General features: G+C 58.7%; 20 protein-coding genes. 11 read left to right on the top strand and 9 right to left on the bottom strand.

Annotated elements, in window-relative coordinates; all coding sequences use genetic code 11:
* Positions 1 to 4 precede the first annotated feature (4 nt).
* From LL947_RS02505 to LL947_RS02520, 4 genes are read left to right on the top strand one after another with little or no spacing between them, the layout of a single operon-like run.
* Complete coding sequence (locus LL947_RS02505; RefSeq protein WP_499834362.1) at positions 5 to 631, top strand: condensin complex protein MksE; 627 nt, start codon at positions 5 to 7, stop codon at positions 629 to 631.
* The gene (locus tag LL947_RS02510; RefSeq protein ID WP_499833849.1) at positions 628 to 1,887 is read left to right on the top strand and encodes a DUF445 domain-containing protein; all 1,260 of its coding nucleotides are present in this window, start codon (positions 628 to 630) and stop codon (positions 1,885 to 1,887) included. Before LL947_RS02505 ends, LL947_RS02510 begins: the two co-directional genes overlap by 4 nt.
* Positions 1,888 to 1,896: 9 nt before the next feature.
* Positions 1,897 to 2,769 carry a DUF7281 domain-containing protein gene (locus LL947_RS02515; protein ID WP_499833850.1) on the top strand — a complete coding sequence of 291 codons (873 nt, stop codon included), beginning with the start codon at positions 1,897 to 1,899 and terminating at the stop codon, positions 2,767 to 2,769.
* 46 nt (positions 2,770 to 2,815) lie between these two features.
* The gene (locus LL947_RS02520; RefSeq protein WP_499834363.1) at positions 2,816 to 3,025 is read left to right on the top strand and encodes a type II toxin-antitoxin system RelE/ParE family toxin; all 210 of its coding nucleotides are present in this window, start codon (positions 2,816 to 2,818) and stop codon (positions 3,023 to 3,025) included.
* Between the two features lie 24 nt (positions 3,026 to 3,049).
* Here the strand turns inward: LL947_RS02520 and rlmF are convergent, their stop codons facing one another.
* The gene (gene rlmF, locus LL947_RS02525; protein ID WP_499833851.1) at positions 3,050 to 4,000 is read right to left on the bottom strand and encodes a 23S rRNA (adenine(1618)-N(6))-methyltransferase RlmF; all 951 of its coding nucleotides are present in this window, start codon (positions 3,998 to 4,000) and stop codon (positions 3,050 to 3,052) included.
* A gap of 223 nt (positions 4,001 to 4,223) precedes the next feature.
* Between rlmF and LL947_RS02530 the strand changes: the two genes are divergently transcribed.
* Positions 4,224 to 4,763, top strand: a complete 540-nt coding sequence (locus tag LL947_RS02530) for a hypothetical protein (protein ID WP_499833852.1) — start codon at positions 4,224 to 4,226, stop codon at positions 4,761 to 4,763.
* A 69-nt stretch (positions 4,764 to 4,832) separates the two neighbouring features.
* A complete protein-coding gene (locus tag LL947_RS02535; RefSeq protein WP_290824141.1) occupies positions 4,833 to 6,005 on the top strand; it encodes a calcium:cation antiporter in 1,173 nt (390 codons plus the stop codon).
* Positions 6,006 to 6,040: 35 nt separating this feature from the next.
* Here LL947_RS02535 and LL947_RS02540 read toward each other — a convergent pair whose 3' ends face one another.
* The 3 genes from LL947_RS02540 to LL947_RS02550 form a co-directional block, all read right to left on the bottom strand.
* Entirely contained in the window at positions 6,041 to 6,292 is a 252-nt protein-coding gene (locus tag LL947_RS02540) for a type II toxin-antitoxin system Phd/YefM family antitoxin (RefSeq protein ID WP_499834364.1), read from the bottom strand.
* A gap of 156 nt (positions 6,293 to 6,448) precedes the next feature.
* On the bottom strand, positions 6,449 to 7,645 hold the full coding sequence (locus tag LL947_RS02545) for an E22 family MetX-like putative esterase (RefSeq protein WP_499833853.1): 1,197 nt from the start codon (positions 7,643 to 7,645) through the stop codon (positions 6,449 to 6,451).
* A gap of 105 nt (positions 7,646 to 7,750) precedes the next feature.
* Positions 7,751 to 8,923 carry a UbiH/UbiF/VisC/COQ6 family ubiquinone biosynthesis hydroxylase gene (locus LL947_RS02550; protein WP_404416045.1) on the bottom strand — a complete coding sequence of 391 codons (1,173 nt, stop codon included), beginning with the start codon at positions 8,921 to 8,923 and terminating at the stop codon, positions 7,751 to 7,753.
* 146 nt (positions 8,924 to 9,069) lie between these two features.
* Here LL947_RS02550 and LL947_RS02555 point away from each other — a divergent pair, with 146 nt between their 5' ends.
* Entirely contained in the window at positions 9,070 to 9,954 is an 885-nt protein-coding gene (locus LL947_RS02555) for an NAD-dependent protein deacetylase (RefSeq protein WP_404416048.1), read from the top strand.
* Here the strand turns inward: LL947_RS02555 and LL947_RS02560 are convergent.
* Positions 9,913 to 10,569 (bottom strand): DNA-3-methyladenine glycosylase, encoded by a 657-nt coding sequence (locus LL947_RS02560; RefSeq protein WP_499833854.1) that lies wholly within the window; start codon positions 10,567 to 10,569, stop codon positions 9,913 to 9,915. The two genes, LL947_RS02555 and LL947_RS02560, sit on opposite strands and share 42 nt — an antisense overlap.
* A 70-nt stretch (positions 10,570 to 10,639) precedes the next feature.
* Here LL947_RS02560 and LL947_RS02565 point away from each other — a divergent pair, with 70 nt between their 5' ends.
* The 4 genes from LL947_RS02565 to LL947_RS02580 all read left to right on the top strand — a co-directional run bounded on the left by LL947_RS02565 (position 10,640) and on the right by LL947_RS02580 (position 14,585).
* Positions 10,640 to 12,103 (top strand): protein adenylyltransferase SelO, encoded by a 1,464-nt coding sequence (locus LL947_RS02565; protein ID WP_499833855.1) that lies wholly within the window; start codon positions 10,640 to 10,642, stop codon positions 12,101 to 12,103.
* 82 nt (positions 12,104 to 12,185) lie between these two features.
* The gene (gene dinB, locus LL947_RS02570; RefSeq protein WP_499833856.1) at positions 12,186 to 13,232 is read left to right on the top strand and encodes a DNA polymerase IV; all 1,047 of its coding nucleotides are present in this window, start codon (positions 12,186 to 12,188) and stop codon (positions 13,230 to 13,232) included.
* Between the two features lie 124 nt (positions 13,233 to 13,356).
* The gene (locus LL947_RS02575; protein ID WP_499833857.1) at positions 13,357 to 14,175 is read left to right on the top strand and encodes an alpha/beta fold hydrolase; all 819 of its coding nucleotides are present in this window, start codon (positions 13,357 to 13,359) and stop codon (positions 14,173 to 14,175) included.
* A 155-nt stretch (positions 14,176 to 14,330) separates the two neighbouring features.
* Complete coding sequence (locus tag LL947_RS02580) at positions 14,331 to 14,585, top strand: thiamine-binding protein (RefSeq protein ID WP_290823259.1); 255 nt, start codon at positions 14,331 to 14,333, stop codon at positions 14,583 to 14,585.
* 78 nt (positions 14,586 to 14,663) lie between these two features.
* Here LL947_RS02580 and gabT read toward each other — a convergent pair whose 3' ends face one another.
* The 4 genes from gabT to csiR form a co-directional block, all read right to left on the bottom strand.
* A complete protein-coding gene (gene gabT / locus LL947_RS02585) occupies positions 14,664 to 15,938 on the bottom strand; it encodes a 4-aminobutyrate--2-oxoglutarate transaminase (protein WP_290823260.1) in 1,275 nt (424 codons plus the stop codon).
* Positions 15,939 to 16,131: 193 nt separating this feature from the next.
* The gene (locus LL947_RS02590; protein ID WP_499833858.1) at positions 16,132 to 17,385 is read right to left on the bottom strand and encodes a CaiB/BaiF CoA transferase family protein; all 1,254 of its coding nucleotides are present in this window, start codon (positions 17,383 to 17,385) and stop codon (positions 16,132 to 16,134) included.
* Positions 17,386 to 17,455: 70 nt separating this feature from the next.
* A complete protein-coding gene (locus LL947_RS02595; RefSeq protein ID WP_499833859.1) occupies positions 17,456 to 18,634 on the bottom strand; it encodes an acyl-CoA dehydrogenase in 1,179 nt (392 codons plus the stop codon).
* Between the two features lie 116 nt (positions 18,635 to 18,750).
* Entirely contained in the window at positions 18,751 to 19,509 is a 759-nt protein-coding gene (gene csiR, locus LL947_RS02600) for a DNA-binding transcriptional regulator CsiR (protein WP_499833860.1), read from the bottom strand.
* Between the last annotated feature and the right edge of the window lie 12 nt (positions 19,510 to 19,521).

Genomic DNA, 19,521 nt, shown 5'->3' on the forward strand with positions numbered 1-19,521 from the left:
CACTTTGCTCCGTCACGGGCCACTAGTTGAACGCCTGCTGGCCGGTGAGTTTGTGTGCGCAGTCAGCGATGAAAGCGCCTTTCGCCAGCTGCAAGATGACAGCCTGCGCGAAGCGCTGGATGCTTACCTGCGCCCGCTCAACCGGCGGCTGGCCAGTAATAGCGAAGGCAGCGTGTATTTTCTGGCCTGGCGGCAGGTGGATGACGCCGCCCGCGAGCAGCTTTCCCGCCAGCTCAATGAGACAGTTCATCATCTGTTGCCATTGTTGGAATGGCTGCAGCTGGTGCAGGAAGCGCTGGGGCGTGATGCGGTGCTGGCGCCAGGAGATGTGCTCAAACCCGGCGAGTTGCAGGCCAGAAGCGAAGACAATCCCAGCCTGCGTGAGCGCATCGAGCGGCTGGCCACCGACAGCTTTTTTGGCTCCCAGAGCGAGCAGCTTGATGCCCAGGTCAAGCAGGTGTTCAAGCGCCTGAAAGAGCATGGCTATTTACTTCAGCCCCACAGCGACCGCCAGGTTTACCTTGTCACCGGCAAGATTGACTACCTGATTGATTGGGTGCGCTTTATTCGCGATGAAGAGCAGCTGCCGATTGATATTCAGGGCGAGGCCAGCCAGGAGACATTGCTGTGAGCCAGCTCAACGACGCCCAGAATACGCCGCTGGAAAGCCGTTTGCTGACCACCGGCGTTGAACGGCTGGCGCTGATTGGGCGCCATGCCGACGTTCTGATGCAGGGCTACACCCAGGATGAAGTGCCGCTGGAAGGGCTGAGTAGTCATGCCTTGAATAAGCTCCTGGCCGCACGTCTGCTTTGGCGGCCGGATGAGCACAGCGGCGTCAAGCTGACCCCGAAGGTTCGCGAACTGATTGCCGATATGGTGGCCGATGAATCGCGTCGTCAGGTGAACGCCGATGTGGCCGATACCCTGGAGCAGATTCGCACCCAGGTGGCCAGTTACCGGGAAGCCAGCCAAGCGGGTGATTACTGGCAGCAGGAACAGCAACTGTTGCGCCTGCGCCAGACGGTGGATGACCTCAATGGTCGCTTTGCCGATGCCATCGACAGCCTGTGGCAGAGGCTTAACAGCGACTTCGGCTTTGTCAGCCGCCTGAACGACAAGGTGCGTGAAAACGAACGCGCCCAGAAGCAGGTGGTGCGCCTGCTGGACGGCCTGGCGCTGGTCGAGTTTGATGAGCTGATTGATCTGGTAGGCAGTGATGGCACCCTGCGCAAGCTGCTGATCAGCCAGCTTCAGCAGCAGCTCAGCCAGCACTTCACCAGCCTGCGCGAAGTACAAAGCCGCCTGACCGAGCTGATGGCGCGCTTTCGGCGCATGCAGTCCCGTAGCCGGCTGGTGGCCGGGATGGCCGCCTTTCTGCGCGAACATCCTGGCTTCACGCCGGGCAACTATGCCCGGCGTAGCGAGGTGCCAGAGCTTTGCAACCGAGCGGCACCCCTGTCAGCGGCTGGGGCTGCCGCGCTGGATCAGCATCACGATATGGCCCTGCTGGGCAGTCTGTTGAAAAACCTGCCCAGCGTGACACGCAAACCCGAGGTCAAGGCGGCCGCTGGCCCAACGGTGCTGCCGGAAAGCGCCATGGTAGCGGCCCGCCAGCAGGCCCTGAAAGCCGATGTGGAAGCCTTTTACCTCCACGTAGTCGACAGCGCGGCGGACGAACCGCTGAGTGCTTTGGCCTACCTGCAGGCAAGCGAACTCACCTGGCCAGAGGAAATCTGGCTGTATCAGGTGATGGCCGAATACCAGGGACTGGCGCAGCACGAGCAACAGGCCTTTGATTGGCAGCCGAAAGAGAGCAAAGCCAGCCCCTTTAACGATGTGCGCCTGATTCATGATGTGGCGCTGCGCTTTGCAGGAATTGCATAAGGAAAGGGTATGAAACTGTCCGGTCGGGCGCGCAAGAGCCTGAATGAAGTGGATCATCTGCTGCGCCGTCATCCAGAAGTTGTCAAGTCGCGCCGCCAGTGGGTGGATGATGTGGTGGCCTGGTGTCATGAAAACCAGATCGACCCTGGGCTGCGCCTCAATGGCCGGGAGCTGCATTTTGATCGCGAGCTGATCAAACAGATCAACGCCACCCTGCTCAGCCAGGGGCAGCCGCCGGTTGGACGCTCACTGAGCGGGCTGACCAGCCTGGAACAGGCCAAGGAAGGGGTAGACGAAGATAAGGCCAACCGTGAACGCCCAAGAGCCCACCGGGTGCTGGTCAACGCGCCTGCTGACCAGCCTGAATGGCTGGGTAAGGCATCGCGAGTAATTCACGATGTGGATTGGCGCGACATCCGGCTGGACGCCTGCGATACGCTGATTCAGGTGGAAAATCTCGACTGCTTCTACCATTTTGACCCTAAGCGGCTGACGCTGGAGCATTGCCATAACCCCTTGATAGTCTACCGGGGCGACAGCCAGTACGGCGGTGCCTTCCGGCCCCTGGCTGAAGCCTGGCGGACAACCCGTAAGGCACATTACTACGCCGGTGACTTCGATGTTCAGGGCGTCAGCCTCGCGCTTTCCAGCGGCGCCACCGCGCTTCTGGTACCGCCGCTGGAATGGCTGCAGCACCACGCCACCGGCTTCCACGACCCGGCAGAGCAACAACCCTTCCGCCCCGCGCTGGAACGCCACCGCAAAGCACTCCTCGCCGCCCACCCGCTGCAACCCTACCTGGCAATCCTGTTAGGCTCACACCGAGGCCTCCGCCAGCAATGGTTCGAAACCCTGGTCAGCGTGCCGCTGCATCAGGAGTGATGGAAACCACCCAGGAGTAGGGTGGCTTCGCGTAGCAAGCCACCAAATTGCTGCAGGCGAGCTTGCAGAAGACAACCCGGATGCCGCAATACAGTGGGTTCATGATTTATTTGCCACGGTGGAGCGGCTAGCTGATTTCCCTAAAAGTGGACGCATGGTTCCTGAAGTCGGTTCACCTCGCATCAGGGAGCTAATATTTGGAATCTATCGGGTAACTTTTAGCGTCGAAGATCAGGTTGATATGAAGACTTGTTAGGCCGGTTGATAAGCGTGAAGCCGTTCACATAAAGGTCCAGGCCAATATCCTGGTGATCTTGTTTCCCTGCTTCATCTCTATTTCCCGGCAATCGACGGCGCCAAGCTTGGCAATCAGCTTTTTGGCGGGCTTAACGTTGTCAGCTTTTGAAACCAGGCTGGTAAACCAGCGGCATTGAGTGGCATACACCTGGCTTTCCTTTATCAGCTTTTTCAGAAAGCGCTGTTCGCCCCCTTTGCACCATAGCTCTGCCCCCAGCCCGCCGAAATTCAGCGAGGGGGATCTTGTATCGGTGTTTTGTTCACCGCGATGACGCGCCAGGTTATTGAGCTTAAGCTGGTTGCCTTTAAGTGCTTCCTCGAGCGAGGCGTGGAAGGGTGGGTTGCACACGCTGACGTCAAAGAACTCCCCGGCTTGAATGATCCCTGCAAAAATCTGATGTTTATCGTGCTGCGTGCGCAGCATAAAGCGCGCTTTGAGCTGGGGGTTGTGGGCGATAATGCTAGCGACGTTGTCAAGCGAATGAAGGTTGATGTCACTGCCGACACACTGCCAGCCGTAAATCTGGCAAGCCAGCAGCGGGTAGATGCCATTGGCTCCCGTCCCTATATCAAGCAGTGTGACGCCGGGCTGTTCACGCTCGGCGCCTATTCCAGGCAGGTCCGCCACGTAGTGGATATAGTCAGCCCTGCCTGGAATGGGAGGACAAAGCGCGCCCTCCGGAATATCCCAATCGACAATATTGTAGTGCCAGCTTAATAACGCGGCGTTGAGGGTCTTGACGGCCAGTGGGTCTGCGAAATCGATGGAAAGGTTGCCATGCGCATTGGGTTTTACATGGCGGGCCAGTGCCGGGAGGCTTTTTACCAGCGCTGGGAGGTCATACCCCTGATTGTGCAGATTCCTCGGGTGCAGGCCTTTGTGGGCAGGCCTGGCTTGGCTTTTTGTACTTCGGTGGCGGTTGCTTGCAGTCATAGGCCCGTGGCTTGGAGTTTCAAGAGTCGAGTGGGTCAGGCGTTGTAGGCGATTATAGACGTCATTCTGGTGGCGCGGATACCTGGCAGCACATAGTGCGCGAGAAACTGCCTACACCGAATCGATAGCCCACAAAGCCGACGCTTGGAATAGTCTGGACACAGGGCAGCTGCTAAGCTGGCAAAAAACTGCCAATGCTGGAAGGGCCCTAATGGATGTCCGAGTGAATTCCCCTGCGCAGGTCATCAAGTCGTTTTCTTCCTGGCTACCCATGCTGTTGGTGGCCCTGCTGCTTTACGGTGTTGTCTTTGTGGGGTTTACCGTGTGGCTATTGATGCAGCCATTGGGGATGGCACCGGCGCTGGCCCAGCAGCTGGGGTTGATCATTGGCGCGGTGCTGCTCACCGGTGGGTTTTACCTGTATGTCCAATGGCTGCTTGGCTCTCTGGCCGCCTATGAATTATCCCTTAACGGCCAGCAGTTGCGGGTCAGGGGGATTTCCGGGCGTGGCTCAATTGACAATACACTGCCATTGGGGGAGCTTAAAAAGGTGCATATCGGCACCCGCACCCACACAATGGAAAAACCTTCCTCCGGCCAGCGAGGCGCCAACAGCAAAGGCGCTGCCCGGATGATGTTTGTGCTCGATGATGGCCATTACTTCAAGCTGGATTACGCCGCCAACGCCTTTGATAATCAGTCGCTGTATGACTTTCTGAGTCATCTCAAACGCAAGGGCGTCGATATCAATATCAGTGAGTAGAAAGGTGATTAACACACAGTGGTTATTTCGCTTTCACTATAGGGTCAACTGGAAAAGGAGTTCAGGGTCATGACTGCAACCGCATCCTCAAACGGACGCTCCCTAGTCGGTCGGTTTTTACGCGAAGAAGCTGCGTTTCTGGTGGCGTTGCTCACCTTTGTGATTTTGCATTTCGGACTGCATGACACCCTGAACAAGGCCATTACCCCTGAAACCGCTCAACCCTTAATAGGCGTTTTCTTTGCCGTATGGCTGTTTGCCGTGGTGCTTTGGGCTGCCTTTAATGTGGTTCGACATGCTGATGTGCTGGCCATCAAGCTGGGTGAGCCGCTGGGTACGCTGATTCTTACCCTGGCGGTGGTGGGTATCGAGGTGTCGCTGATCTCAGCGGTGATGCTGACCGGCGCCGAGGCGCCAACAATGGCGCGGGATACCATGACGGCGGTGCTCATGATCGTATTGGGTGGCCTGACCGGCGCTTCTCTGCTGATTGGTGGTTTTTTTCATGGCGAGCAGGACTACAACCTTCCAGGCGCGCGGGCCTATCTTGGCGTTCTGGTGCCCCTCGCTGTCTTCGCACTGGTATTGCCCGATTTCACCGCTTCCACGGATAGCCCGTCGTTCACTCCCGTTCAGGCAGGGTTCTTTGCGATTATCACGCTGGTGCTTTACGGCATCTTTCTGGCCATTCAGACCGTTCGCCATAAGAGCTATTTTGAGCAACCCATGCAGGAAAGGGCGGCAGACCACGAAGCAGCGCCCGTGCACTCGCATGATCATGGCCCACAGCACGCAACAAGCTATCACGCTGTCCTGTTGCTCCTGACGCTGGTGACCATAGTGCTGCTGGCAGAACTTATCGCCATGATTGTCGATTTTGGCATTGTTCAGGCGGGCGCGCCGGTGGCGTTGGGCGGGGTGATCATCGCCCTGGTGGTGCTTACCCCGGAAAGCATGGCGGCCCTGGCCGCCGCCCGTGCCAACCAGCTCCAGCGCTCGGTGAATCTGCTGCTGGGTTCGGCGCTGTCAACCATTGGCCTGACCCTACCCGCGGTGGTTGCCGTCAGCCTTATAACAGGCGCCAATCTGCAGCTAGGGCTTGATATGGCCCCCATGGTGTTGCTGCTGCTGACACTGGTTGTGTGCCTGATGACCTTCGGAGGCACCCGAACAAATGTGCTGCAGGGTGCTGTTCACATCGTTCTGTTCCTGGCCTATCTGCTGCTGATCTTCAGCCCGTAAAGCGCGCTCAGCCGCTATGTTTTCCGCTTTGGTATTCATTCAATCAGTTTCTTTTCTTGACCGCCACCTTGCTCCAGCTCAGCAATCGACTCAAGCAAACGTTGAGCGTTTTTGGGAGCGCGCAGCAGGTAGGCGGTCTCTTGCAGCGCCTCATAATCTTCTAAAGAGATCATGACAACAGATTGTGATTTGTTGCGGGTGATTATCACAGGAGAATGGTCTTCACAGACCCGCTCCATTGTTTTGGCCAGATGAGTTCTAGCGGCTGTGAAGCTTATGGCATCCATAAAGCGGTTCCTGCATGGAGTGTTGGCCTGTTCAGGACATTGTATATATAAGGCTGTCGCAATCAGCGCTAAGCACCCTCCGTGAATAAGAGAGGGATGCAAAAGTTCAATGTCGACCATGGGCCGCCTGCTGGTGCGCAGGCGGCCACGCGGTATCTATTGCAGAAATTCGCTTAGCGTTTCGCTGGCCTGGCCAATAGAGACCACACCGTCCAGATGGCCCCGGTTGCCTTCCAGGGTTTCAAGCGTCACATCGCTGCCGCCTTCTTCAAGCAGCTCAGCGGTGCGGCGCACGCTTTCGGGCGGGAAGGCAAGATCATCCTCGCTGTAGAGCATCAACGTAGGGGCGTCGATAGCGGCAAGGCCCGCTTCTAACGATTCGCCGTGGCCCGCCATAAAGGCCTGGTTGGCGCGCACCAGATAAAGGAAATGGTTGGCATCGGAGGCCGCTGCCCGGGCGGCGGCAATGTCATCCAGCGTTTGCTCGACCGCATAGCGGGCGTTGATATCCTGGGCAGGGTCGCGTGATTCGTCGGCCCAGTCGCGATTAAAGGTCTCGTTGGCCCACTGCCAGTGGTTGGCATCGAGGGTGACGAGCTTGAGCGATTCTTTCAGCCCAGCGATGGGTGGCTCGCCTTCGTAGTAATCCCCTTCATTCCAGTTGGCATCCAGGCGGATGGGCGCTGCCCAGCGGTTCAATCGGGATAATATCCAGGGGTCGGCTACGCCAGCGCCGATAACGGGGATCAGTCTGTCCACCTTGTCAGGGTAGGCGCTGGCCCATTCAATCGCCTGAAGGGCGCCCATGGAGGCGCCCATGACCGCATGCAGGGAGTCAATGCCCTGGCTTTCCAGCAGGGCATGCTGCACCTCGACAAAGTCGCGGATGGTTACCACCGGAAAATCCATGCCCCAGGGTTCGCCGGTCTCCGGGTTGGTCGAGGCGGGCCCTGTGGTGGTCACATTCGGATCATTGGCATTGAGGTTCACCAGCGTATCCGATGCAATGATGTAATACTCATCGGTATCCAGCGGCTTGCCTGGGCCGATGATGGCGTCCCAATAGCCGGTCGGCTCGCCATCCGGGTCATAGCGGCCGGCGGCGTGGCTGGTGCCGGAGAAAAAATGGGTAATCAGAATGACGTTATCGCGGGCCTCGTTCAATTCGCCGTAGGCTTCCCAACCCACATTGAGCTCGGGAATGCGCTCACCGCCCTGAGTGGTGAAATCCTCCATCGAGAACACCTGTTTCTCGACGATACCGTCCCAGGCCAACAGCGCTGACGCCGGAAGCAGGCTGAGGGTGGTCAATGCCGCTACGCTGAATAACGCTTGCTGTTGTTTGAATATCATGCGCTTTCCTTTGATAGAGATGCCGTTGGCCATCACGGAGGATGACCGCTTTGCCATGCTCACAAACTTGAGCACTTGATAATCACCTTATCAGCCTAGCCGCTGTTAGCGCATTTTAAACGGATTAAACCCATTGGCCTGCTGCATCATCATGCGTTTGGCCAACGGGAAGCGTTCGGCCAGTTGCAGGCTGGCATCGCCCAGGCGGCGCAGCGGGGCGGCGCCGGTGAACAGGTGGTGGAAGCTTTCGGTGGCGGCAATCATCGCCTGGTTGGCAACACGCCGCTGGATTTCATAGCGGTGCAGGGCGGTAGTGTCGCCTACATCGCGCTGGGCAAGCAGGGTTTCCGCCAGGGCGTCGGCATCGTGCAGGCCGATGTTCAGCCCCTGGCCGGCCAGCGGGTGAACCACATGTGCGGCATCACCAATCAGCACCAGGCGCTTGGCGATATAGCGCCTGGCGTGCTGGCGTCTGATCGGAAAGCTGGCGCGGCCGGTGACGCGGATCAGGTTGCCCAGGCGCTTGGGGAAGGCGGCTTCAATGGCGTCTTTCAGGCTCTCATCGCTGAGCATTTCCCGCTCGCGGGTAGCGTTATCGCTGTCGTACCACACCAGAGAGGCATGGTGGCCGGGCAGCGGCAGCATGGCGATAGGCCCGGTGGGGGTGAAGCATTGCCAGCTGATATCCTGCTCGGGCAGCTCGGTTTCGACATTGGTGATCAGTGCCCGCTGGTGGTAGTCATAAGTGGTGACTTCGATCCCGGCCAGCTCACGCAGGGTCGAGCGGGCACCGTCAGCGCCGACGATCAGGCCGGCGTTGAGAATCCTGCCGTTATCCAGCTCCACCACGCGAGCATCACTGGCGGCCATTGTGGAGACCGGGGCGCAGTGGGTGTAGATAGTGACGCCGGGCATACGCTCAAGGCGTTCCCAAAGCGCGCACTGCAGGGTGCGGTTCTCGATAAATACGCCAAACTGATCCATATCGCTGTCTTCGGCAGAAAAATGGCTATGGCCTTTGCCATCCTGGTTCCACACCTCAATATGCCGGAAGGTACAGCTGCGTTCTTCAGGTAAGGCGGTATCGCTGGCCTCGAGAAACGCCAGTGAGCGGGCATTGAGCGAGGAAATGCGCAGATCAAAATCATCTTCAGGCGGCGTGGGCGGTGCGCCCTGTTCGACCAGACCGACATTCATGCCGGCGTAGCCTAGCCGCGCCGCCAGCGCCGCACCCACCATTCCACCGCCAATGATGACCACTTCATGATCGCGTTGCATACTGATTCTCCTACCCAAAAACATGACGCAGGCCCACTGTCTGGCCTGAAGTTGTTAAACTGATCAATACAGTATCGTTGAGATGTACAAGCCTTGCCTAGGGGTTAACATTATTCTGTGACCAAATCTTGATACAGGTAAATAAAATGCACACAAATGTCGAGCAGGCAGGTGAGGCGCTGGCCGATTATATCGACCGCCACCGCAAGCTATGGGTAATCAGCGGTGCGGGGGTGAGCACCGACAGTGGCATTCCTGACTACCGCGGCGTCGATGGCCAGTGGAAACGCTCCCCGCCGGTTCAGCATGGCGATTTCATGGCTTCGCTGAGCGTTCGCAAGCGTTACTGGGCGCGAGCCCTGGTGGGGTTTCGGGCGCTGAGTGATGCCCCGGTCAGCGGCGCCCATCGTGCCCTGGCGGCGCTGGAGCGTATGGGCTATATCGAACAGCTGGTCACCCAGAACGTGGATCGCCTGCATCAGCGCGCAGGTTCGCAGCGGGTAATTGATCTGCATGGCCGCGCTGACCTGGTGTCGTGCATGTCCTGCCGCTACCGCATGATGCGCCACGCCATGCACGCCGAGATGGCGCGGATGAACCCGGCCTTTGCCCATCTGCAGGCAGGCCACGCACCGGATGGCGATGCGGATCTGGAGATGGATTTCAGTACCTTCAAGGTGCTGGACTGCCCGCGTTGCAGCGGCATCCTGAAACCCGAGGTGGTCTACTACGGCGATGTGGTGCCCGCCAAGCGCCGTCACGCCGCTGAGGAAGGTCTACAACGTTCCCGGGCAGTACTCACGGTGGGGACGTCGCTGATGGTGTTTTCCGGCTACCGCTTTTGCCGCCAGGCCCATTCTCAAGGCTTGCCGTTGGCGTCGCTATCACTCGGGGTCACCCGTGCTGATGCTCTGATGGCCCAGCGTTGGCAGGCGCCGATTACCCCCGTGCTGGAGCATGCCCTGCACTGCCTGCAGGGCAGCGCCCGTTCAGCGCGCCCTGGAGACCCAGGGGTTGCCCTCGTGCCATAGCCGCCAGGGCGCATCGCGGTCAGCGGGCTGGGCGTAGTCGATGCCTACCCGCGGGCCGCTGGCAATCCCGGTAGGAGATGTTGCCTGGGTGATCCAGAGTTGCTCGGAGCGGGTCATATCATGGCCATACAGGGCCTTATCCACACTCATTGCGCGGGTCAGCTTGCCGGGGCCATTACACAGCTGGCGGCCCTTGGCGCTGCGCAGGGCACGCATGGCGTCTTCACCTTCCACGGGTTCCACTGCGCGGATCAACACGGCGCAGGGGTTGCCTTCAGGCTGGGTGACCACATTCAACAGCCAGTGCATGCCATACACCAGATACACATAGGCGTGGCCCGGTGGACCGAACATGGCCTCGGTTCTGGGCGTTTTACGCCGATGGGCATGGCAGGCGGAGTCTTCCGAGCCCCGGTAGGCTTCGGTTTCCACGATCTGGGCGACCATCAATTTACCCTGATGAAGGCGTACCAGTTGGCAGCCGAGAAGATCGCGCGCCACCTGTAAGGTGTCGCGGTCATAGAACTCCCGGGGCAGCGGCAAGGGGGAGTCAGGCAAAAGCGCCGATGCGGGCGCCGGAACGGAAGAAGTGCTTGAAAGGGCGGATGGCGTCATCGAGTCGCCTATTACTTGAGTAAAATGATAGGGTATTATAGCGCTCAACAGATCAATAGTGGAGACCTCCATGCTGGCATTTGAACACCAATTTGCAACCCTGCCCGAGCCGTTATGGGTGGCCTGCCAACCCACACCCGTTGAGGCTCCACGCCTGATTGCCTTCAATCAGCCGCTGGCCGATGCCCTGGGCCTGGGGGAAACACCGGATGATGCCAGCCTGGCCGAGTGGTTCAGCGGTAACGCCTTGCCGCCCGGTGCCGAACCCAAGGCGTTAGGCTATGCAGGCCATCAGTTCGGCAACTTTGTGCCCCAGTTGGGAGATGGTCGCGCGCTGCTGCTGGGGGAAGTGGTGGACCACGACGGGGTGCGCCGCGATATCCAGCTCAAAGGTAGCGGGCGCACGCCGTTTTCACGCGGTGGCGATGGCCGCTCGCCCCTTGGCCCGGTGCTGCGCGAATATCTGGTCAGTGAAGCCATGGCGGCGATGGGCGTTCCCACCACCCGCGCCCTGGCGGCGGTGGCCAGCGGCGAACGGGTGATACGCCAGATGGCTGAGCCGGGGGCGGTGCTGACCCGGGTGGCCGCGAGCCACGTGCGGGTCGGCACCTTCCAGTTTGTGGCGGCGCGTCAGGATCACACAGCCCTCAAGGCGCTGGCGGATTTCGTCATTGAGCGCCATTACCCAGAGGCGCAGCAGGCGGAACAGCCCTATCTGGCGCTGCTTGAAGCCGTCCTCCAGCGTCAGGCGGCGCTGGTGGCCCAATGGATGGGCGTTGGCTTTATTCATGGGGTAATGAACACTGATAACATGAGCATTGCCGGGGAGACCATTGATTACGGCCCCTGCGCCTTTATGGAGCAGTTCGACCCACAAAAGGTCTACAGCTCGATTGATCAGGGCAAACGCTACGCGTTTTCCAACCAGCCGTTGATTGCCCAGTGGAATCTGGCGCGTTTTGCCGAATGCCTGCTGCCGTTACTGGAAGGCGAGCAGGAGTCCCGTGTATCCCGGCTGACCGAGGTTCTGCGTGGCTTTGATGACGTGTTTGCCGCCGAGCAACAGCGTATTCACGCCGACAAGCTGGGGCTTGACGCCAAGGATGATCAGGCCAGCCGGCTGATGGCCGCGCTCGAAGCCCAGATGCAACGGGGGCGCATGGATATGACCGCGACCTTTGATGCGCTGACCCAGCTGGCCCGAGCGCCGGGCGATACCTCCCGCCAGGCCCTGTTGGCCCTATCGGCGACCCCTGAGGCGCTGGCGCCCTGGGTAGATGAATGGCAAGCACATCAGGTGGCCAGCCAGCAGGAACAGCGTTGGCAGGTCATGCGCCAGGCGAACCCGCTGATCATACCGCGTAACCACCGTGTGGAAGAGGCTATCCAGGCGGCCAATGATGGCGATCTGGCGCCCTTTTACCGGCTGCTGGCAGCGGTGACAACGCCCTACACAGCTACCGCGGATACCCGCGAACTCGGCCAACCGGCAAACGAGCAGCAGCAGGTCCTGCGCACTTTCTGTGGCACCTGATAGCGGCTGGGTGTGGCAGCCTTGCTGCACGCCGTGTCGCCTGTGGTAAACTGTGCATCCTTACAGGGTGAGAGGGCGGCAGGTGCGCAAAATCATTCATTGCGACTGCGACTGTTTCTATGCAGCAGTAGAAATGCGTGACAATCCGGCGCTACGTGATATCCCCATTGCCATCGGGGGTAGCGTGGAGCGCCGGGGAGTGGTGGCCACCTGCAACTATCCGGCGCGTGCCTTTGGCATTCATTCCGCCATGCCCATGGCTCAAGCGCTGAAGCGTTGCCCGCACCTGACGGTGGTACGCGGTGATATGGCCAAATACAAGGCGGTTGCCCGGGAAGTCTTTGCCATCTACCGCGAGATTACGCCGCTGATTGAGCCGCTTTCCCTGGATGAAGCCTATCTGGATGTTTCCGCCATCACCGCTTACCAGGGCAGCGCCACCCGTATGGCCGAAGCGATTCGCGCCCGGGTGAGTAATGACGTCGGCATTGTGGTTTCCGCCGGCGTGGCGCCCAACAAGTTTCTGGCCAAGATTGCCAGCGACTGGCACAAGCCGGATGGCCTGTGCGTGATCCCCCCTGAAGCCATCGACGATTTTGTGCGCGAGCTGTCGGTCACCAAGATTCACGGCGTTGGCCCGCGTACTGCTGAAAAACTGCATGACCTGGGGATTCATACCTGTGCCGACCTGCGCGAGTGGCCGCTGGTAGAGCTGGTGGAGCGGTTCGGCCGCTTTGGTGAACGCCTTCACACCCTGGCCTATGGCCGTGACGAGCGCCCGGTGAAAACCCAGCGTGAACGTAAATCAGTGAGTACCGAACAGACTTATCCGCAAGACTTGCCTACCCTGGAAAGCTGCCGTGAGGCACTGCCCGCCCTGATCGCCGATCTTGAACAGCGCTATGCCAAGCTCGACCCGCCGCCCGGCGTGCGTGGTGCCGTGGTCAAGGTCAAGTTCAACGATTTCACTCAGACCACCGTGGAGCACGCCGACCCCGCCCCGGATGCCGCCCAGTTTGAAGGCCTGTTAAACATTGGCTGGCAGCGCGGCAACCGCCCGGTCCGTCTGCTTGGCGTGGGGTATCGGCTGGCGGAAGAAACCCGTGCCCAGCAGTTGGCGCTGTTTTGAAGCCGCGTGTGGCGTCTGGATATTGACGCCTTAGCGGTGCCGAGTTAAAACAGTCGTATGATAGCCTGATCCGTGAAATAACCAACAACCTATGTTTTCTGACTGATGCCGCTGCGAGCCTGCCATGACTGCTGATAATACCCAACGCCCTCGTTTAGTGTTTGCCCATGCCAACGGCTTTCCGGGGATGAGCTATCGCAGCATGCTGGCGCCGCTGGCAGAACAGTTTGATCTGCACCCGCTGGACCGGCTGGGGCATCACCCGGCGTACCCGGTAAACCATAACTGGGCAAATCTGGTGGATGAACTGCTGGCCCAGTTGCCCGCCACAGGCGCGCCGGTATTCGGGGTCGGGCATTCGCTGGGTGGCACCCTGATGGCCATGGCCGCAGCCAAGGCCCCACAGCGCTTCCACGGAGTCGTGATGCTCGACCCGCCCTTGATGCTGGGCACGGATGCCCTGGCCATGAAGGCGGCCAAACGCTTCGGGTTTATTGACCGTATCACCCCCGCCGGCAAGACCCTGGGGCGGCGCACGGTGTGGCCGGGCCGTGAGGCCATGGCGATGTATCTGCGCCGCCGTGGGCTGTTTCGTCAGTTCACCGCTGAGGCGCTTAATGACTATATTGAAGCGGGGACGCGGCTGCTTGACGATGGCCGTGCCGAGCTGACTTTTGACCCCACGATTGAAGTCGCCATTTTTCGTCATCTACCCGATCACCTGACGCGCCTGCCCAGGCACCTCAAGGTGCCGGTCAGCATAGTGGCAGGCGAAAGCTCGGATCTGCTGACGGCAGGGCGTATCAAACGCCTGGAGCGCCACGGCCTGCAGGTGAGCAAGGTGCCCGGTTCCCATATGTTCCCCATGGAGCACCCTGAAGAGACACGTCGCGCTATTCTGGCGGCCTGGCAGCAGTTCGGCCCAGGTTCAAAGGCGATTTGATTCAGGCGCCTGGTATGACCACCAGGAAGCATTGGTTTTGGTGAATGTTATTCACATGCTAGGGTGATGTCAGCGGGTAGGGTTGATCAACGCATTCAGCGTTCGATGACTCAACAATCATTGACCCAATGCCGTGTAAGTTTCAAGGGGGTGCCATGTATCTTTCCGTACAGCTCAGCTTTTATCCACTGACCGATGATTTCAAACCGCCTGTGCGTGAGGTGGTGAAACGTTTACAGGCTAGCGGCCTGGAAGTCTACCCCAACCGTATGAGCACCCAGGTGTTTGGTGAGTTTGATGCTGTCATGGCAGCGTTGTCTGAGGTGATGAAGTGGTCATTTGAAACCTACGGCAAGGCCGCCTTTGTTGCTAATTTCCTGGAGGGAGACCGTCGCCCGGAACAGGCATGATATTTCAGGGTAGGCGTCTTATAGCCATAAAAAACCGCCCGGTTGGGCGGTTTTTTGACGTCTGTCGTAAGAGGCTGTTCAGGTCAGTGCTTCCAGGCAGGCTTCAACAATATCCAGCCCTTCTTTAAGAACGCTGTCTTCAATGGTGACAGGCATCAGAAAGCGCACAGTGTTACCGTACAGGCCGCAGGACAGCAGGATCAGACCGTGTTCACGTGCCATGGCGCATACCTTGGCAGTGAGTTCCGGGTCAGGGGTGTGGTCGGCCTTGTCCTTGACCAGTTCGAAGGCTGCCATGGCGCCCATGTTGCGAGCGTTATCGACGCAATCAAACTTGTTTTCCCAGCCGCCGAAACGCTCGGCCAGTTTATTACCCAGTGCCTGACTTTTCTCGAGGATGTTTTCTTCCTCGAACACTTCCATCACCGCCAGTGCGGCCGCGCAGGACGTCGGGCTACCGGTGTAGGTGCCGCCCAGCGAGTTGGGGCCGGAAGCATCCATGTGCTTGTCGGTGCCCACAACGGCCGAGATCGGCATGCCGTCTGCCATACTCTTGGCCATGGTCATCATGTCTGGCTCAACGCCGCTGTGTTCGATGGCGAACATCTTGCCGGTACGCCCGAAACCAGACTGGACTTCGTCGATGATCATCAGGATGCCATGTTCATCACAGATCTCGCGAACTTTCTCGAGGAAGCGTTTCGGCGCCGGATAGAAACCGCCTTCACCCAGCACAGGCTCTAGGACGATGGCCGCCGTATTGTGGGCGCCCGCATCGGTTTTCAGCGCCATATGCAGGCCGCGCAGCGCTTCGTCCTCGCTGACACCATGATAGTCAACCGGGTAGGGGGCACGGAAAACAGTGCCCGGCATGGGGCCAAAATCAGTCTGGTAGGGAGCAACCTTACCGTTCATGGCCATGGTGTAAAAGGTGCGCCCGTGATAGCCGCCATCAAAACAGATGATGTTGGAGCGGCCAGTCGCGGCTCGCGCGATCTTGATGGCATTCTCCAGCGCTTCAGCACCCGAGTTGGCCAGCATGACCTTGGCATGACCGCGAACGGGCACAATCTGACTGAGTTTCTCAGCCACTTTTACGTAGCCTTCATAAGGCATAACGGTCTGGCAGGTATGCATGACCTTGTCGAGCTGCGCCTTGACGGCAGCGACGACCTTGGGGTGGCGATGCCCTACGTTGAGTACACCGATACCGCCCGCAAAATCAATAAAGCGGTTGCCGTCGGCATCCCAGACCTCAGCGTTCTCAGCACGGTCAGCGAAGGCCGTAGCGGGGCTGGCAGCGCCGGCAGCAACATATTTATGCTTAAGTTCGTTCAGTTCTGCGTTACTCATGATGTCTCCTCTTGTGAGTGACGACTCAACAGAAAAGTGGTGTTCAGCTTAGCGTTCAAGAGAGTGTCAAGCTCCCTGCTTTAGCGTGAATGGCCATTAATTGTGGCTCATATTGTAACGCTTTCAGCACTATTTATACACTTTCAGTATAAGTGGCTGTTTATTATGGTTAACAATGGCGTTATAAACGTGCCTATAGAATGCCTAATGCTTTAAGTCCTTCGATCTGGGTGTTGTCCAGGCCCAGTTGTTCCTTGAGTACGCTGTCAGTGTGCTCGCCAAGGGTAGGCGGGGCAGTCTGGGCACTCATCTGGACGCCATTAAAGCGGATCGGATTGTTGACCAGATCAACCTTACCATTAGCGGATTGGGGGTGTGTCAACGGCTGCTTGAGCTCCCTTGCCTTGACATGCGGGTCATCGAAGACGCGATCAAGGGTATTGACTGGTCCCGCTGGTACGCCCACAGACTCTAGGGCAGCAAGCCATTTGTCACTGCCGCGGGTGGCAAGCACTGCCTGAAGTTCTGGAATCAGCTGTTCGCGATGACTGACACGGGCGTCGTTGGTGGCAAAACGCTCATCCTGGGCCAGTTCGGGGCGTTCGAGTACAGCGCATAGACGTTGAAACTGACCATCGTTGCCTACCGCCAGGATCATGTAACCATCGGCTGTGTCGAATGCCTGATAGGGTACGATATTGGGGTGAGCATTGCCCAAACGTTGGGGCACATTGCCAGATGTCAGGTAGTTAAGCGCCTGATTGGCCAGTACGCCAACTTGTACATCCATCAGTGCCATGTCGATATGGGTGCCTTCGCGGTTGGCGGCATCCTGTTTATCCCGGGCGTACAGAGCGGCAAGAATACCGTTGGCCGCATACAGGCCGGTAAAGATATCGGTCAGGGCGACGCCAATCTTGACCGGGCCACCCCCGGGGAGGTCATCGGGCTGGCCGGTCAGGCTCATGATGCCGCCCATTGCCTGAATCATGAAATCATAGCCTGCTCGGTGGGCGTAGGGGCTTTGCTGGCCGAAACCGGTAATGGAGCAGTAGATCAGCGCCGGGTTAACCGCTTTCAGGCGCGCATAATCCAGACCGTATTTCCTGAGTCCGCCCACCTTGAAGTTCTCGATCACGACGTCGGACTTTTTTGCCAGTTCGCGTACCAGTTGCTGGCCTTCGGGCTTTGAGATATCCACGGTGACCGAGCGTTTGCCACGGTTGGTGGATAAGTAGTAGGCCGATTCACCGCGCTGCCCAGGCTCCTGGCTTGCCAGCCAGGGCGGGCCCCATTGGCGGGTGTCGTCACCCTTGCCAGGTCGTTCTATCTTGATGACCTCAGCACCCATATCGGCCAGCAACTGGCCGCACCAGGGGCCAGCCAGCACCCGGGACAGGTCAAGCACCTTGATGCCAGCCAGCGGCGTAGGGGGGGACGGTCGCATGATGATGCTCCTCTAGAACCGTTATCGAAAACGCCTCGCCACGGCGAAGCGTTCCACAGTGCCAAGCGGTTTAGAAGAACGCCTGAAGGCCGGTCTGGGCACGACCGAGGATCAGCGCATGGATATCGTGGGTGCCTTCATAGGTGTTGACGGATTCCAGATTAACCATGTGGCGAATGACCCCATACTCATCGGAAACACCGTTACCGCCGTGCATGTCGCGGGCCATGCGGGCGATATCCAGTGATTTGCCGCAGTTATTGCGCTTGATCAGCGAGATCATTTCCGGCGCCCAGTTGCCGCTATCCATCAAACGGCCCACCTGAAGGGCGGACTGCAAGCCCAGAGTAATCTCGGTTTGCATATCGGCGAGCTTTTTCTGGATCAGCTGGTTTTGTGCCAGCGGGCGACCAAACTGCTTGCGATCAAGAGTGTACTGGCGCGCGGCATGCCAACAAAACTCGGCACTGCCGAGTGTGCCCCAGGCAATGCCGTAACGCGCCTTGTTAAGACAGCCGAAAGGCCCTTTCAGGCCGCTGACATCAGGTAGCAGGTTTTCTTCCGGCACATAGGCGTTGTCCAATACGATCTCACCGGTGATGGAAGCGCGCAATGAAACCTTGCCTGCAATCTTCGGCGTCGTGAATCCTTCGGTGCCACGCTCAACGATAAAGCCCTTGATCTGATGATCGTGGGCGGGCGACTTCGCCCATACCACGGCAATATCGGCAATCGGGCTATTGGTGATCCAGATTTTGGCGCCGGTCAGGCGATACCCCCCATCCACTTTCTCGGCACGGGTGGCCATAGAGCCCGGGTCAGAGCCATGATCCGGTTCGGTCAGGCCAAAGCAGCCAACCAGTTCGCCAGTGGCCAGTCGCGGGAGGAACTTCTGCTTCTGTTCTTCACTGCCATAGGCTTCGATGGGGTACATCACCAGCGAGGACTGCACACTCATCGCTGAACGATAGCCTGAATCAACGCGCTCCACTTCGCGGGCGATAAGGCCATAAGCCACGTGGTTAATGCCCGCACCGCCGTAATCCGGGGATACCGTTGCACCCAGCAGGCCCAGCTCACCCATTTCGGTCATGATCTCACGATCAAAGCGTTCTTCGCGGAAGGCAGTCAGTACGCGAGTCTGGAGATTTTCCTGGCAATACTCGTAAGCGGCATCGCGAATCTGACGCTCTTCATCGGTTAACTGCTGTTCGAGTAGAAGCGGGTCATCCCAGTTAAAGCGGCTCATGGCGTGTCCTCGTCGTTATCACTGGTGCGGTGGAAGCGTGAACCTTCCTGATGCGGGTAATTTATCGTTGTTATTATAAAATTTCTACATTTTTTGAATTTTTTTGTCGCTGCATCTCAGGCCAGCCCCTGTTGTTGCATGGCCTCGGTAATGATGGGAACAGGTGTCATCAGGTGGTCATGCATCATGGCCATGGCATCTTCACGGCGGCGTGCCAGGGTGACGTCAACCAGCGCTGAGTGCTCCTGGCGCTTCTGCTCCAGCGCCTGCTCGGAAAATACTGTCTCTTTCAACCACAAGTGGCGATAGCGCTGTACCTTGTCAAACAGTCCGGCGCGGACCTGCAGCAGGTGGGATGAATGACAGCCGCTGACAAGCGTTGTATGAAAGGTGCTATGCCGCTCATCCCAGACAGTGAGGAGCTCTTGGGGGGTATTGCTGGCGCTGACAATGTTCAGGTGGTGAGCCTTGGCGACAACATCGGCTTCCCAGGCGTCGTCGCCGCGCTCGATCGCCAGCCCCAGCAGCATGGCCTCAAGCTGGGCGCGCGCATCGTAGATATCGTGAAGCTCGGCCAATGACATGGGGGCTACCCGATAGCCTCGCTGACTGATGGCCACTACCAGGTGCTCGGCCACCAGTTGCGATAGCGCTTCTCTCAGCGGGCTGATGCCCAGGTCATAGTGGGCTTTGAGGGCATGCATGCGCAGCTTTTCACCCGGTGCAAACCCCCCTTTGATAATGTCGTTCTTGAGCAGCTGATAGGCGCGAATGCCCAGGTTTTCACGCACACCTTCCCGGGATGTCGAGGTGTTTTTGGGGGATGGCGCCTCTGACGGCGAGGTTGGCGGTGGAGAAAAAATACGAGAAGGCATGGTAAAGAATCC

The organism is Halomonas sp. BLK-85 (genome assembly GCF_044792155.1).
Classification (GTDB): Bacteria; Pseudomonadota; Gammaproteobacteria; order Pseudomonadales; family Halomonadaceae; genus Vreelandella.